Genomic DNA, 14638 nt, shown 5'->3' with positions numbered 1-14638 from the left:
TTAGTTCCACAATGGGTTTTGTACAAGCAATTTACTCTTTTGTATTTCATTATAAGGTACCGGATACAACAGCATCTCCTTATTCCACACACGTTTTTCCACAACAACTCTATTGTAGTAGGATCCTTCACCTATTGCATCATAGAATGTAGTTGGTATTTTACTGGAATTAAATTTGGCAGCAGGTGAGTTCAGATCCATTCCTGTACGAATATGTGGCTGATCTTCTCCATTATCATCCAGGCAACTCATCCAACGATGCGTATCAAAGTAGTGATTCCCTTCGGCAAAAAGTTCTACCATACGTTCGCGACGGATAGCAAGTTTCTGAGCCTCATAATCTCCAACAATATCTTTAATTCCATTTTCTTTGAGTTCCTGATATCCGGGTATACCAGCTCTATCTCTGATTTTATCCAGATATTCTATTACCTTAGGATCGGAAGGATTGATCTCATTACAAACTTCTGCATAATAAAGATAGAAATCGGCCAGGCGGAATAAGATCCAGGGACGGGCCCATGTCTTTACATTATCGCCGGTATCCAACAACAAACGATTTTTAAACTTATAGAGTAAGTATCCCGCTTTCGGATGATCCTGTGAACTGTTGTCCGAATCACCTCCCTTACTGAAATATGAACCATATTCAGCTTTTCCGGAAATAGGCAAATGCCAGCTTCTTCCTTCATAAGTGACCGTATTATAGAAACGAGGTTCACGGTTGTGATACATCTTGAAGATATGCTTATCTTTATGCGAAGTTGAACTACATCTATTTACCAAATCAGCAAAACCATCTTCTTTATATTCAGGATCTTCATTGATAGTCAAACCATTTTTAGTAAAAAACGCATCCACTCCTTCCTGATACAGACCGATATTGCAAAAACCATTTGCTCCACGCGGGCAAGTACGCCGTTCCATATCGTTTCCTACAATTCGATAGCTATTATTACCGTTAGCCCAAAGAATTTCATCATTATAATATTGGAACAGTTCATATACTGACAGATTAGGATCGGGCAGACCATTGCTTCCGGGTTTAGCATAATACAATTTGTGTCCTTTACCTTCAGCAAATGTGAACAAATCCTCCAAACGTGACTTTGCAGTATTCCATTTTGACCGATCTTCATCCGGGAACAGACGTTTACCGTCTTTATTAGTCACCTGCAATGCTTCCTTGTATCCTCCATTAAAAAGAGGAGAAGCTGCATAAACCCATAATTTAGCACGTAATGCCAATGCGGCAACTTTGGTCGGACGGATTATTTCCTTCAAATTATATCTATCGTTATTATGGTCATAGTCGAAGCCCGCGGAAGGATCTCCTTTAAATAATGTTTCGGGCAATGCATTAGAGTCAATTACCTCTTTCAGCAGATTATCAATGTAATTTACAATTTCATCCACAGAAGCTCTCGGATAATCTATTGATTTATTTTCAGGATCTTCTGTTTCCGAAATCAAAGGAACAGGACCATAGAGTTCAAAAAGAGAGAAATAGCTGTATGCGATCAGGAATTTAGTTTCCGCTTTCAAGCGATTCATATCCTTTTCACTGATATATGATGCATCCTGCTCCGATCCCATATGGTCTTTGGCATTATCCAGAAAGATAAATCCTTGCCGTATATATCTATATAGCGTCGCCCAACGGTGGAACGAAGCATTTGATGAGTTAAAACCCGTAATCATCTGAGTTCCGACAGCTGTTGTATTCGCTACAACCTGCCCCGACATCAAACTCCAGATACCTGTAAAACCAGTAGTAGCTCCCTTTCCCATTTCTGAATAATCAGGGATACAGTTATAGATATTAGCCTGCCAACGTTTTGTATAACCAGGATTATCGAAAACCTGATCCAATGTCAGATTCTCAGCCAATTCTTTGGATACATCCAAATAATCACATGACACAAAGTTTCCCAGCATTCCACTGGCAATAAGTGCAGTATATACGAATTTCTTAACTTTTTTCATAATATTCAATTTTTAAAATGTAACTTCAAGTCCCATTGTCCATGTTCCGCATATCGGATATTTTGATCCGGAATTAGAACCACCCAGTTCAGGATCCCAGTATTTTATATTGTCCCAAACTGCCAGATTAGTTCCCTGAACATAAATTCTCAGATTCTGCATACTGATTTTACGCAACATCTGCTTATTGAACTGATAGCCAAACTCTACATTTTTCAATCGCAAAAAGCTACCGTTACGATACCACCATGTACTCCCGTAAGTATTATTATCAAATTTAGTAGCATGTACGCGTGGGAATAAAACATTCTGATTGTAAGGATCATCATTCTGCCAACGGTTCAAAGCCTCCATACGGGCAGAAGAAGCATCTACTCCATTATGGAACGGCATAAAGTTACCGGCCGAAGCCAAAAGGTTAACAGAAGTTTGCCCTACCCCCTGGAAGAACACTCCGGCGAAGAAGCCTTTCCACTCCAGATTCAATCCGAATCCATAAACCAATCTGGGATCTTCAGGATACAAACCATTTTCATACGTCTTATCCAAAGAATCGATTTTCTTATCTCCATTCAAATCTTTATATTTGATATCACCCGGAGCAACCTGAGTACCCGGATTGGGCATACCATCTTTTAATGTATAAGTCTTACTTCCATTTGCATTTTCTACAATATCAAAATCATCGGGAGTATATAAACCTTCGGCTACGTATACCAACGGCTGTCCGATAGACTGCCCTGTATAAGCCTGATACTGATAAACCTGAGGCACTTCATCATACTCTTCTACTTTGTTTTTAGCATAAGTAAGATTTCCTCTCACTGACATAAAGACCTTCCCAATCTGCTGTTTAAAGACTAAACTTGCATCAATACCTTTATTGGTGGTAACTCCAAAATTCTGCCAGGGACTATTACGAAATCCGGCAACCGAAGGAATTGTTTTACGACGTAGCAGAATATTATTACGACGATTGGCAAACCAGTCCACAATCAAGTCAACACTACCTTTGAAAAATCCCAGATCGGCACCAATATTTATTTTGCGTTCACGTTCCCAAGTCAGATTAGGAGTCGCAAAATCCTGTTCAATGATTCCGGCACCGCTACCTCCGGTTACACCACCATTCACACCCGGTGTAAGTCCCATATTGTATCCGGTACCTCCTGTTGAAAGTGATTCTCTATAAGGAAAACGAGAACTCGAACCAATCTCATCATTACCGGTAATACCGAAGGAAGCTCTCAGCTTTAGTTTGCTTAAGATATTTTCCAAAGGTTCCATAAACTTTTCATGGCTAACATACCATGCCGCACCAACTGCCGGAAAAATTCCCCAACGGTGTCCTGATGCAAAGTTTTCACTACCGGTTGCACCAAAACTACCTTCCAGCATATAACGATTGTCATAACCATAAGCAGCTCTGGCTACCACACTCTGCTTTCTGTACGGAAGTAACTGTATACCCGAAACATTTTGATTCTGACTTTCTTTCTGCATATACAGCAAAATACCTGAAACATCATGTTTTTCTTTAAAAAGTCTTTTATAATTCAAAGAAGTTTCAATATAGATTTTCTTCTCACCGCCTGAACTTGAATAGGCCGGATTGCCCAATGCACTACCTTGCTTTATCTCTGTCTTTATCAGATTCCCTTCTTCGTCGCGTCCGGTTGCATAATATGAATTCGGAGATTTCTCACGCTTAATAATAGAATAAGCCGATGCATCAAAACTGACACTTCCTTTCCAGGACAGTCCTTTTGTTATTATATCCAGCTTTTGATCTAAAGTGACTTTAGACTGGACATTCATACTCCAACTCTTGGTATATCCGTAATGGTTCAGCATGTTATACGGATTAGAACGGGTACTCGGGTCAAATGTATAGTGTTCTGAAATACTACCGTCAGAATAATACATCGGAATGTAATGCGTCGGGAACTGAGTAATCATATCAAAAATAGCATCCGAAGTGTTTCCCGGATTATTTTTTGTCTTATACTGCCCGCTAAGATCTACCGATATTTTGGTAGTCGATGTAATATCCATATCCACATTGGTACGCAAATTATAGCGATCAAGGCCAATATTGGCATCATATTTTTCAATCGGATTGGATTTGAATATACCGGTTTCATTGTAGTAAGCTCCTGATATAAAAAACTTAGCTTTTTCAGATCCACCTCTGAAATTCAATGTATAGCGTTGATTGTGTGTGTTGTTAGACAGCAGATCCATCCAATTCACATTGGGATACAAGTCAGGATCTGCTCCTGTGCGATATTTCTCTAATATCTCATCCGAGTAAGTCCTGTTGAATTTATCCCAATCCGGATTACCGGCCTCATTCCATTGCCCTTCATTATAGAGTGACAGGTAGTCATACGAAGGCAATAATTCAGGCATTCTTGTAGGTGTAACCACACTGTATTGTGCCCTGAAACTAATATTTGTTTTTTGTGCTTTTCCTCGTTTAGATGTTATCAATACGACACCATTGGCTCCTTCCGAACCGTACACGGCCGTAGCAGCCGCATCCTTTAATACTGAAAATGTTTCTATTTCATCCACATCGATATCATCCATCGAACGGGGAACTCCATCTACCAGAACCAATGGAGAAGTACCTCCTGCATACGAACTTTGACCGCGGATCCAGAATTCGGCACTATCATTACCGGGTTCTCCATTCCGCTGGATAGCTATAATACCAGCTACCTGACCCGCAATATTATTTCTAAGATTGCGTTGTGGCATAGAAAGTTCAGCCGGACCTATGGAATTAATAGAGGCAACCACACTCTCTTTTTTTTGCTGACCATAGCCTATCACAACCACATCATCCAGATTTACACTGGACTCCCGCATGCGTAGATTACCATTCATACCAGCCTTCACGACTTTCTCTTCCGTATCAAATCCGATAAACCGATATTCCAATGTCTGTCCGTTTTCTACTTCAATAGCATAATAACCATTTACATCAGATAAAACTCCGGTCGAAGTACCCTTCAGCATTACAGAAGCTCCTACAATCGGATTACCATCGGCATCAGTCAGCAATCCTTTTAATGTCCACTTTTTACTCTGTTGAGCTGTAGATGTTTTATTGGCAACTTTAGAGATTACAATTTGCCTTCCCACAATAGAATAAGAAACATCTGTCCCTTTAAACATCTGATCCAGAATCTTATTAACCGTTTGCTTCTTTGCTGAGAGACTAACCTTTCTATCAACATCTATGTTTTGATCTAAGAAGAAAACAATAAATTCACTCTGTTTTTCTATGTCGTTAAAGATTTCTTTGACAGCTTTACTTTTTGCTTCGATAGTAATAAGCGTCTGAGCCGGGAAAGTAGAAGCGAAAACCGGGTTCCAACTAAGTATTAAAAAGAGTATTGAAACCTTCAATATTTGTAAAAATCGTACCTGTTCGACCTTAGAAAGGTCAAACGTATCTATATTTTTCATACATTTGAATGATTTTAAGTTAACACATTTGTGTGTGTGTAAATTTAGTTAAAAAAACAGGGCCGGATAATTCGCCATATTATCTGGCTTTTTTTTGTGATCATGTTTTACGAGTCGTCTTTCATTCTATCCATTCGTTTTTTAGGGTTTAACATTAATATATATCTTCTCATCTGTTTCGTACACCTCAATCGGTGCCGCCCTTTTTAAGACATCAAGCACGTCAGAAAGCTCATTTTTCAGATCCAGTTTTCCGGAGCAAGTAAGAGCGGCTACTCCTTCTCCGCATATTATCTCTCTACCATAGTATCTGGATAAATTCTTGAAAACCTTATTTAGATATTCATGATAATACTGATAGAGTCCATCTTTCCACGACGTATACCGTGTAGCATCAACATTTTTCACCTTTATTTGATCATTATTGTAAGAAAGCAATTGATTCGGTTTAAGTAGTACTCCCTCTTTTTTATCAGTCAGAACTTCCACTTTACCACTCACAAGCGCCACTTCTTTTACAACGTCGTCAGCATAAGCATTTACATTAAATTTAGTTCCTAAAACTCTGACTTGCATACCACCCGTTTTAACTATAAAAGGTCTTGTTTTATCCGGTTCAACTTCCAAATAGGCTTCTCCCTCTACATAAATCTCACGCTGTCGCTGTGCAAAAACAGCAGGGTATACAACCCTCGTTCCGGCATTGACCCAAATTTTAGTTCCGTCAGTGAAAGTAATAGACGAACTTTTTCCAAGTGGAACTACCAGCTGATTATAACTCACATCATCATTATCCTCCATTACCTCTGTCGATTTTTCTGTCTCGACACGTATCTGCCCATCTTTATCATACAAAATATGAGATTTTTTCGTATCGATAACAATCTCTTTATCTTCTGACAATATCAGCTGTACATCAGTAGCAGTCTTATCCGGTTGCGGTAAAGCGGCAACAACTGACATAAATTTATCCGATTCTGTATGATGCTTAACCACCAGCCATCCTCCTGCTATTACAATAGCAAAACAAGCTGCTACAGACCATCTGGCAATCATAGAGAACGTCTTTCTCTTATCCTGTTGTCTGTTTACTTTCTGTATGCGGTTCCAAAGTATATCTACATCCTCTTCCGAAAGAACTTCAGTAGTTTCTTTTTTGAAAGCACTCATTACTTTTCGTGCCAATTCTATCTCATGAGTCAATTCCGGGAAACGTTTTTGTTGCGCTTTCCAAAATTTCCTGGTTTCTGGCGTAGGATGTTGTTCTGACATTAAAAAGTAGTCATCATCCAAAAGTTGGTCAGCCTTATATGTATTGTAATTTTTATCCATTTTGACTTATTTATACTATAGGGACAAACGTAAACTCATTAATTACTCACTTTTTAGAAAAAAAATATGAAAAAATTTGTTCGCACTTAAAAATACAGCTTCACAATAACATAAAAAAAGAGGGAAGGGATGAGTATGAGGTATGATTATATTCAATTTTATACGGATATGAATCTATTTACGATTAGACGATTTACGATGTACAATTGAAGTTACTCTTTAAAAGCCTGTTTCAGTGCTATTAGAGACAGAGTAATCCCAATCGTACATCGTAAATCGTCTAATCGTAAATAGATTGTTTTAAATAAGGAAGTAGAGACCATAAGCAAGGAATAACACTATATACCTTTTATTTAGCCAACCAGCTCAAGTCAAGAAATAAATAAATCAGAGCCCTGGATTCTTGGAGAAATAACTTAAGATGAATAGATAGAATAATATAGAATCATAATTATCTCTTACCTTTTTCAATGCGCGTTGAATCAGATTGTGCGCAGAATTATAATTTAAATCCATGATCTTACAAATCTGATCAAAATCCATCTCCTCAACAAAACGATAATACATAATTTCTCTCTGTCTCGGAGTTAAAATAGAAAGAATGTTTTCTACTTCTTCTTTTTGTAATTTACTGGCTTCAGTAGATAAAAATTCATCTTCTACCGTTTCACTCAAGATAAAAGGAATAGATTCCAGATCAGTATATCTGTATTGTTTATTTAACGCATTTAACAAACAATTTTTTAATGCAATAAGTAAATAAAGCCTTACATTATCGGGCAGTAAAAGTGTTTTTCTGTTTTTATATATCTTTGTAAAAACCTCTTGGATACAATCTTTAATGAGTTCACCATCCATTGTAAAATGCAGGCCATAACTATATAATAATTGTATATACGTTTTATAAAGCCATGAGTACGCATTCTCATCTCCCTGCAAGAATTCTTGCCATTTTACCGCACTACTCTCATCAGTTATTTGCATATTATATTACAGTTCAAATATAATGTTTCCAAAGTTCAATCACACAAAACTATAAAAACTAAATGGAAAATCAAGCAACTATACAAGTGTTTTTATTTATCCATAATTCTTTTGTGTCTTTTTACCGGAATTTTATAGTAGAATATACTATAAAACAATTCTTCATTACATCTCTGTATAGTAACCAATTATCTTCTTAGCCCGAGAGGTTAAGTCAGAAATTATATATACATTTACAAAAAATATATACCAGATTTATAAGTTCATCAAAGTTAAAACAAAAAAAGAGAGGAGCTAAGATCACTCTCCACTCCTCCCACACGACAAACAACTAAAATTATTACTATTTGATGCCATCCAATGCCCTTTTTGCGGTAGCATTAGCGGGGTCTATAGCCAAAATTTTGTTCCAGTAATCTTTGGATTCAGGCAGCTTATTAGCTACCAAATAATAGTATCCCAGATAACTGTAACACTCGATAAGCGCGGAATTGTAATGTGGGTCATTTTTGCTTTCCAACAATGTAGCCACCTCTTCATAATAAGGTTTAGCCAGACCTTGCGTTGTTTCCGGGTCCAACGCAGAATTAGCACGTGCACGCCAAAAGTTACCCAAATAACTATCCGGAGCAGCCTGAGCTATCACTGCAAAAACAGAATCAGCTGAAGCAAGGGCAGCCTTGCGTTCATCAAGACTAACGGTCAAGGTATCACTTTGCGTACCTTTTCCGTAATAAAGTTTTCCTATCTGGAACTGTAAGTCAGAAGTCTGTTTATCAGCAGATAGTGACTTATAGTACTTTTGATAGGCATCAATAGCCTTCGTATAATCGTTCTTCTGCTCATAAGCGTTAGAAATTTCACGCCATAAATCAGTTTTCGTTGCATCCAGTTCGATAGCTTTCTGATATTGTATGACAGCTTCATCATACATTTTTATAGCATTGAGCAAATGTCCGTAATACATATAGTCCAAATAAGAATAATCAGCATTATCAGAAGCACCAAAGAAGGCATCGGCTGCTTTCTTAGCTTCGTCATAACGTTTCATATCCGTATAGTTATACATCGCCAAGCGATTAAAAGCAGCATGACGGGCATTCCGCTGCAATCCCTTATTGGCTATCTCCAAAGACTTATCAAATTTATGATTCAGGAAAAGAGCAAATGCATACTTCACTAAATCATTCTCCGTAGCTTCAGGAGTATCTATAAAACGGGCATATGCTTCTGCAGCCTTATCAAAGCGATTGTTCATATAGTATACTTCAGCCAGCTTTTTGTCAGCCTGTACACTTGAAGGATCAACCGCTTTCAGCTGTTCCAGTTTCTCAATAGCCTGTTGTGGATTAGCTCCTTTGTATATATCGGCCAGTTTTAAATAGGCCTGTTCACTCTTCGGATTAAAATAGATAGCTTGTTCATACATCTGGCAAGCGGTACCGGCATCTTTCCGGGCAAAAGCAATGTCTCCCTCCAGAACAGAAACATCAGCAGATTTTCTATCTATTTTCTTTGCCAAAGTCAGATATTCTTCTGCTTCAGGTAGTTTTCCGGCATCCAGAAATGCATGTGCTACAGTTATCACTAATTCCGGATTCTTTTTATTTTTTCCTTTCAATAATTGATCAGCCTGTTCCGAAGCCTGGTTCAGATCGGTCTGAATAAGAGTTTTCATTTTGGCAAATCCAGCTTGCCATTCGGCATCTCCCGATTGCGCAAAAAGAGAACCGGTTGCTATAAATGCCCCTGCTAAAAATAATTGAAATCGTTTCATTGTAATCAATTTTAGTTATTATTCGTCTTTTACACTCACTATACGTACTGGTTGAGTGGCCGGAACTAATCCGGACTTTAATATAATCCGCTGCCCTCTGTCAGAAGTCAAAAATGAAGCAAATCCCCAGGGCAAAGTACTACGAGGATCGTTCAATAAAATATAAATCGGCCGTGCCAATGGATAGTCTCCATAATATAAATAGGCCTGATAAGGCTTGTAACTATTTTCCGGGGTAGCTATATCCTCAGCACTGACAGACATCACCCTAACTTCATCACGGAAAGAAAGATTAGTTGTATCGCTTCGGTTACCCAGCCAGTTCACACCAATTACTCCAATAGCATCCGGTGTTTGAGCCACATAATTGATAACTTGCTGATTGGTTCGCAAAGCTTTGACATTCGTTGTAGAAAGCGATTTTCCACCACAAATAGAATCAGTTGCGAAACGCACTGTACTTGAATTAGGATTATCAAATACCACACTGATATCTTTCAAACGTGAATCCGGATAAATATCCTTCCAACTTGTTACCTCACCGGTTAGTATCCGACGAATATCCCGTACACTAATCAGCGAATCCCGATTTTGACAATTTACAATCAGAGCCAGTCCATCCGTAGCCAGTTTAATCTCCCGAGGGAAAAACTTACGGCTATGAAATGAGTTCATCTCTTCTTTGGTCAATGTACGGGTGGTTATCGCCAGACGCACACTGTCTTTCAGAAGAAGATTGACAGCATCAACCTCAGTAGTATAACGAGGGACAATTCCGGCCAAAGGATATATTCCCTCAAACACATCTATCTCTTCCTGCACAATAGGCTGAAAACTTTCATCTGCAGCAATAGAGATAACACCTGACGTATATGTATCTGTAAATCCGTCTTTAGGTTTTCGGTTGCATGAAGTCAATGCAGCCAGAACACAAAAACTAATTAACCAGAATTGTCTCTTCATCATCACATTATTGTAATTTAAACATAACCGGAACAGTGTATTTCACCCTCACCGGTTTACCATTTTGCTTTCCGGGAATCCAATGAGGCATGGATTTTATCACACGAAGTGCTTCTTTGTCCAAATAAGGGTCTACTCCACGTGCCACGCGTGCATCTGCAATAGAACCATCTTTCTCCACAACAAACTGTACAATTACACGTCCTTGTGTTCCATTCTCCTGTGCAATGGTAGGATATTTAATATTCTTTGCAAGGAAAGACATCAACTCCGCATTTCCTCCGGGGAATGTAGGCATCTGTTCTACCATATCAAAGATTTTTTCGGGTTCTGGCTCAGCCTGTGTTACCACCTGCTTCAAGTCAGCAATATCTTTACCATTTGCTTCATCGTTGCCCTTTACATCGGCAATGGAGATAGCAACTTTCGTTTCCGTCAATTCCTGTTGACTCTTGATTTCATCATCTTCGTGTACCTCTTCATCTTTCTTGATAACGGGTGCTGTAAATTTGATAGAGCTTTTTAAGGCAGGAGGCGGAGGAGCTACCGGTTCCACTCTCTTCATTTCATCCTGTTTCACTTCCGGTTCTTCCAGTTGTGACAGGGTAGTAACTTCAGTCATTACCTCTTTTTGTTTAGGCGTAGCAAGTTTGATAAGTGCCGGGATACTAAATCCGATCAATGCAACTACTACTACAAACAGCATCGCTATATTGTGTCTCTTGGGTGAATCTTCACGCATCTTATAGGCACCATATGCCTTGTTCTTGCCATTGAATATCAGATCACACCATGCTGAAGAGGTCAAATCTATTTTTGCCATTGTTCTTTTTCTTTTTAGGTGTTACTTAATTATTCGGCAATATTTTGTGAGAGCTCACCTTTAGAGTCGTAATTCTTAATCAGGAATTCGTCTGCTTCGGCAATGTTCGTTATCACATACTTACCAATATTGCAAATTTGCATTTCATCGAGAGCGTCAATCAGATTCATATACGAAGCATCATCCGTAGCTTTAATAATCACTGTCGGAGTATCCTTTCCACCTTTTATCTCAGAAAGTTGCTTTGTAAATTCGTCCTCTGATATCTTTAGTTCAAGCTTCTGTTGTTTCAGTTCATTCACTTTACGCACAGCAGCCGCATTCTTTTTCAGAAGTATGGCCCTCAATCCATCCGGCTTATAACTCGTCTCTTTCAACGATGTATAGTCCTTATAGTTAGGCTCACCTTCATAATAGTATAATTTATTATCACTTCCCAACAACAATGTAATAGCTTGTGAAGCCTTCACTTTGCTCTGTTGTTCTTCTGTGATATTTTTATCATTGCTCGGCATGCTTATCTCCATCGTCTGAGGTTTGCTCAGAGAGGTACAAAGCATAAAGAACGTAATCAGCAACATGTTCATATCTACCATCGGCGTAAAGTCTACGCGTACGGTCATCTTTTTCTGTTTGCTGCCTTTTTTCTTTTTACCGCTTTCTTGTACTTCAGCACTCATAGTTTTATTCGTTTTTAGTTTTCAGAAGTAGTTTTCAGAGAGGTTATCAGATTGTATCTGTTTTCTCTGAGATCCTGAAGCGAGTTCATAACATTCTTAATCACAGCATATGGAGTATTCTGGTCTGCCTTAATAGCAATACGCAAATCTGAATTCACAGCACGTGCATTACGCACCCATGCCTTAAACTGATTATCGATACTATCACAAGGAATTCCTTCATTCTTCAATACAGCATCTTGTTGATCCGTTGGTAAATCCAGGAAAGTTTTCATGCTTTTCATTGGTACACCAAAGGTAGAAGAGATAGCAAACTTCTGTTCCTGCTCCGGTGTGAATGTAACTCCATATTCCTTTCCCATATTTTCCAGGACTTCTCTCATATCCGATTGTTTGTCCAGACTCATAAATATCTTTCCGTCCGGATCGACCAATATCGAAAGGATATTGCTTTCCGGAATTTTAATTTCGGAAACTGAGGCTGGAGTTGTTACTTGTACCGGTTCCTTTTTTACGAATGTAGATGTCAACATAAAAAAGGTAAGCAGCAACACAGTAACGTCACTCATCGCCGTCATATCGATGAACGTACTTTTCTTTTTAATTTTTGCTCTACCCATGATTTTTATTTTTTAAAGGGTTCGCACGCTTATTTATGAGTTGCAGCAAATGTCTGCACAATAGAGAATCCGACTTCGTCAAGGCTATAAGTCAGTTTATCAATCTTATTAGTGTAGTAGTTGTAAGAAATAACAGCCAATGCACCAGTAAGAATACCAAAAGCTGTATTGATCAAAGCCTCAGAAATACCTTGTGACAAAGCCATAGAGTCAGCACTACCACCGGCAGCCAAAGCAGCAAATGAACGGATCATACCGATAACTGTACCAAGTAGTCCCATCAAAGTACCTAAGGTAGTAATAGTACCGATAATCGGAAGGTTTTGTTCCATCATAGGCAATTCGAGAGCAGTAGCTTCTTCCAATTCTTTCTGAATAGCCAACAACTTCTGGTCTTTAGACAATGTATTGTCTTTTTCCATTTCATCATACTTTTTCAGAGTAGCAGTAACTACGTTAGCTACAGAGCCACGTTGTTTGTCACAGATTTCCTGTGCCTTTTGCAAATCACCAGCAGAAAGTGCTCCTTTAATGTTTTCTACAAATTTCACCAAAGTTCCTTTACCGAAAGCCGAACGAAGTGCAAAATAACGTTCTACACTAAGAGCAAGAACAGTCAGCAATAAAGTCTGAATAACCGGTACGATAATACCACCTTTGTAAATTGTTCCTAAGAAGTTTCCAGGCAATGGATGATTGTTGGGGTCGTTGTTCACAAAGTTTCCAGGATTTCCGAGCAAGAATTCATAGATGCAGATAGCCAGTATAAAACAGCATACAATAACCCATCCGGCAGATTTGATACCTTTAAACGAGGATTTTTTTTGAGTAGTTTCCATAATCAGTTTTTTGTTTTAAAGAATTTATTAATTTGATTGAATTTAAAATTCAGAGGTACAATTGAGCGCAACGCACCCGGGCCCTACGGCAAAGAATAGCATTCTAAGCCGCATAGCAAACGTGCAGAAAAAATAAAAAGGAATTAAATAAGGATACGTCTTAGCGCGAAGATGTAGTATTCGCTGCTGGATTGAGCGTAATAAGGATCCTTATCAGAATGGTAGGATTTACTTTTGTCAAGTACTAATAAATTCTCTCTTAGACACAGCTTATGCATAATATCCTTCAAAGAATCGAAGATTTCCATGCTGCGACGCATACGCTGATTATGGGAGGGAGTGTGTGACTCGGAGATTGGTTTAAAACCCAACTCTACATCCGAAACTGATAATGCATGTAACCTGTTATAAAAAGCAACATCTTCACTATCTAAAGAAGCGGCATTTTTAGCAGATTCCGAAACCTGGCAGGTAGTAGCAGAAGAATCGTCTATATTCAATGCATTCCCCCGCATACTAAATGATAGCAGCAGCAGAATAAACATTAGTAGATATTTAACAGACGTTTTCATCGTACACTTTATAAAAAGGTTTCAAATCATGAATTGAAATATGCCGCAAAAATAATAACTAATCAGATATAAAGCCTATAATTTACATCTTTTAATTATCAAGAATTTCAACTCTACAATAATAACATACTTCAGTTCCATTTTGTTTTAACTAAAAGAATCTTTCTTTTAAATGAATATATGCCCTACACAAAAAAGAGATTGATTATACATCAAGTTTCCTTCTAAAAATAGTTCATTTAGGAAGGATACAATATAATAGTTAATAGCGTTTCACTATAGAGTTTTATATAATATTACTTATTGATTTTCAGAAATTTTGTAGATTGTTTTCAGTGCTTTCCTTTATAATATAACAAGTAGAACGTAAATGCCAGAAACCGCCTTAATCCGATTTAACTGATAATTAAATTATATTGGATGTCATTATTCAATAAAATGCAGATAGACACCAATTAATACATATTAAAAGACAATTATTCCCTTTTATCTATCAACCACTTTTTCCTGTGCTTCCCGCACGGGTAGTTTTCTCCAGGCGGTGTTTACTTTGGTTCACCACAGAGTGGCACAGAGTTTCACAGG

General features: G+C 38.1%; 11 protein-coding genes. All 11 read right to left on the bottom strand.

Annotated features, from left to right (window positions below; all coding sequences use genetic code 11):
• Positions 1 to 1986 (bottom strand): RagB/SusD family nutrient uptake outer membrane protein, encoded by a 1986-nt coding sequence (locus HCG69_RS16310; RefSeq protein ID WP_221650919.1) that lies wholly within the window; start codon positions 1984 to 1986, stop codon positions 1 to 3.
• Positions 1987 to 1998: 12 nt separating this feature from the next.
• Positions 1999 to 5463, bottom strand: a complete 3465-nt coding sequence (locus HCG69_RS16305; RefSeq protein ID WP_221650918.1) for a TonB-dependent receptor — start codon at positions 5461 to 5463, stop codon at positions 1999 to 2001.
• Positions 5464 to 5604: 141 nt separating this feature from the next.
• On the bottom strand, positions 5605 to 6795 hold the full coding sequence (locus tag HCG69_RS16300) for a FecR family protein (protein WP_221650917.1): 1191 nt from the start codon (positions 6793 to 6795) through the stop codon (positions 5605 to 5607).
• 387 nt (positions 6796 to 7182) lie between these two features.
• Entirely contained in the window at positions 7183 to 7779 is a 597-nt protein-coding gene (locus HCG69_RS16295; protein ID WP_221650916.1) for an RNA polymerase sigma factor, read from the bottom strand.
• 343 nt (positions 7780 to 8122) lie between these two features.
• A complete protein-coding gene (locus tag HCG69_RS16290; RefSeq protein ID WP_221650915.1) occupies positions 8123 to 9556 on the bottom strand; it encodes a tetratricopeptide repeat protein in 1434 nt (477 codons plus the stop codon).
• Positions 9557 to 9574: 18 nt separating this feature from the next.
• Positions 9575 to 10522, bottom strand: a complete 948-nt coding sequence (locus HCG69_RS16285; protein WP_221650914.1) for a PstS family phosphate ABC transporter substrate-binding protein — start codon at positions 10520 to 10522, stop codon at positions 9575 to 9577.
• Positions 10523 to 10526: 4 nt separating this feature from the next.
• A complete protein-coding gene (locus tag HCG69_RS16280) occupies positions 10527 to 11342 on the bottom strand; it encodes an energy transducer TonB (RefSeq protein WP_221650913.1) in 816 nt (271 codons plus the stop codon).
• A gap of 29 nt (positions 11343 to 11371) precedes the next feature.
• A complete protein-coding gene (locus HCG69_RS16275; RefSeq protein ID WP_221650912.1) occupies positions 11372 to 12022 on the bottom strand; it encodes a biopolymer transporter ExbD in 651 nt (216 codons plus the stop codon).
• A 14-nt stretch (positions 12023 to 12036) separates the two neighbouring features.
• Entirely contained in the window at positions 12037 to 12642 is a 606-nt protein-coding gene (locus HCG69_RS16270) for a biopolymer transporter ExbD (protein WP_007487701.1), read from the bottom strand.
• Between the two features lie 29 nt (positions 12643 to 12671).
• Positions 12672 to 13481: a MotA/TolQ/ExbB proton channel family protein gene (locus HCG69_RS16265; RefSeq protein ID WP_002562772.1), complete on the bottom strand. Its 810-nt coding sequence runs from the start codon at positions 13479 to 13481 to the stop codon at positions 12672 to 12674.
• Positions 13482 to 13624: 143 nt separating this feature from the next.
• A complete protein-coding gene (locus tag HCG69_RS16260; protein ID WP_221650911.1) occupies positions 13625 to 14053 on the bottom strand; it encodes a hypothetical protein in 429 nt (142 codons plus the stop codon).
• Between the last annotated feature and the right edge of the window lie 585 nt (positions 14054 to 14638).

Origin of the sequence: Bacteroides sp. K03 (assembly GCF_019734355.1) — a bacterium.
Lineage (GTDB): Bacteria > Bacteroidota > Bacteroidia > Bacteroidales > Bacteroidaceae > Bacteroides > Bacteroides nordii.
Note: the sequence above shows the minus strand (reverse complement) of the source record. Positions and strands in the feature narration are given on the sequence as shown.

Coding starts and splice junctions, on each gene's coding strand:
- HCG69_RS16310 (WP_221650919.1), bottom strand. CDS start 1,986: ATGAAAAAAGTTAAGAAATTCGTATATACTGCACTTATTGCCAGTGGA.
- HCG69_RS16305 (WP_221650918.1), bottom strand. CDS start 5,463: ATGAAAAATATAGATACGTTTGACCTTTCTAAGGTCGAACAGGTACGA.
- HCG69_RS16300 (WP_221650917.1), bottom strand. CDS start 6,795: ATGGATAAAAATTACAATACATATAAGGCTGACCAACTTTTGGATGAT.
- HCG69_RS16295 (WP_221650916.1), bottom strand. CDS start 7,779: ATGCAAATAACTGATGAGAGTAGTGCGGTAAAATGGCAAGAATTCTTG.
- HCG69_RS16290 (WP_221650915.1), bottom strand. CDS start 9,556: ATGAAACGATTTCAATTATTTTTAGCAGGGGCATTTATAGCAACCGGT.
- HCG69_RS16285 (WP_221650914.1), bottom strand. CDS start 10,522: ATGATGAAGAGACAATTCTGGTTAATTAGTTTTTGTGTTCTGGCTGCA.
- HCG69_RS16280 (WP_221650913.1), bottom strand. CDS start 11,342: ATGGCAAAAATAGATTTGACCTCTTCAGCATGGTGTGATCTGATATTC.
- HCG69_RS16275 (WP_221650912.1), bottom strand. CDS start 12,022: ATGAGTGCTGAAGTACAAGAAAGCGGTAAAAAGAAAAAAGGCAGCAAA.
- HCG69_RS16270 (WP_007487701.1), bottom strand. CDS start 12,642: ATGGGTAGAGCAAAAATTAAAAAGAAAAGTACGTTCATCGATATGACG.
- HCG69_RS16265 (WP_002562772.1), bottom strand. CDS start 13,481: ATGGAAACTACTCAAAAAAAATCCTCGTTTAAAGGTATCAAATCTGCC.
- HCG69_RS16260 (WP_221650911.1), bottom strand. CDS start 14,053: ATGAAAACGTCTGTTAAATATCTACTAATGTTTATTCTGCTGCTGCTA.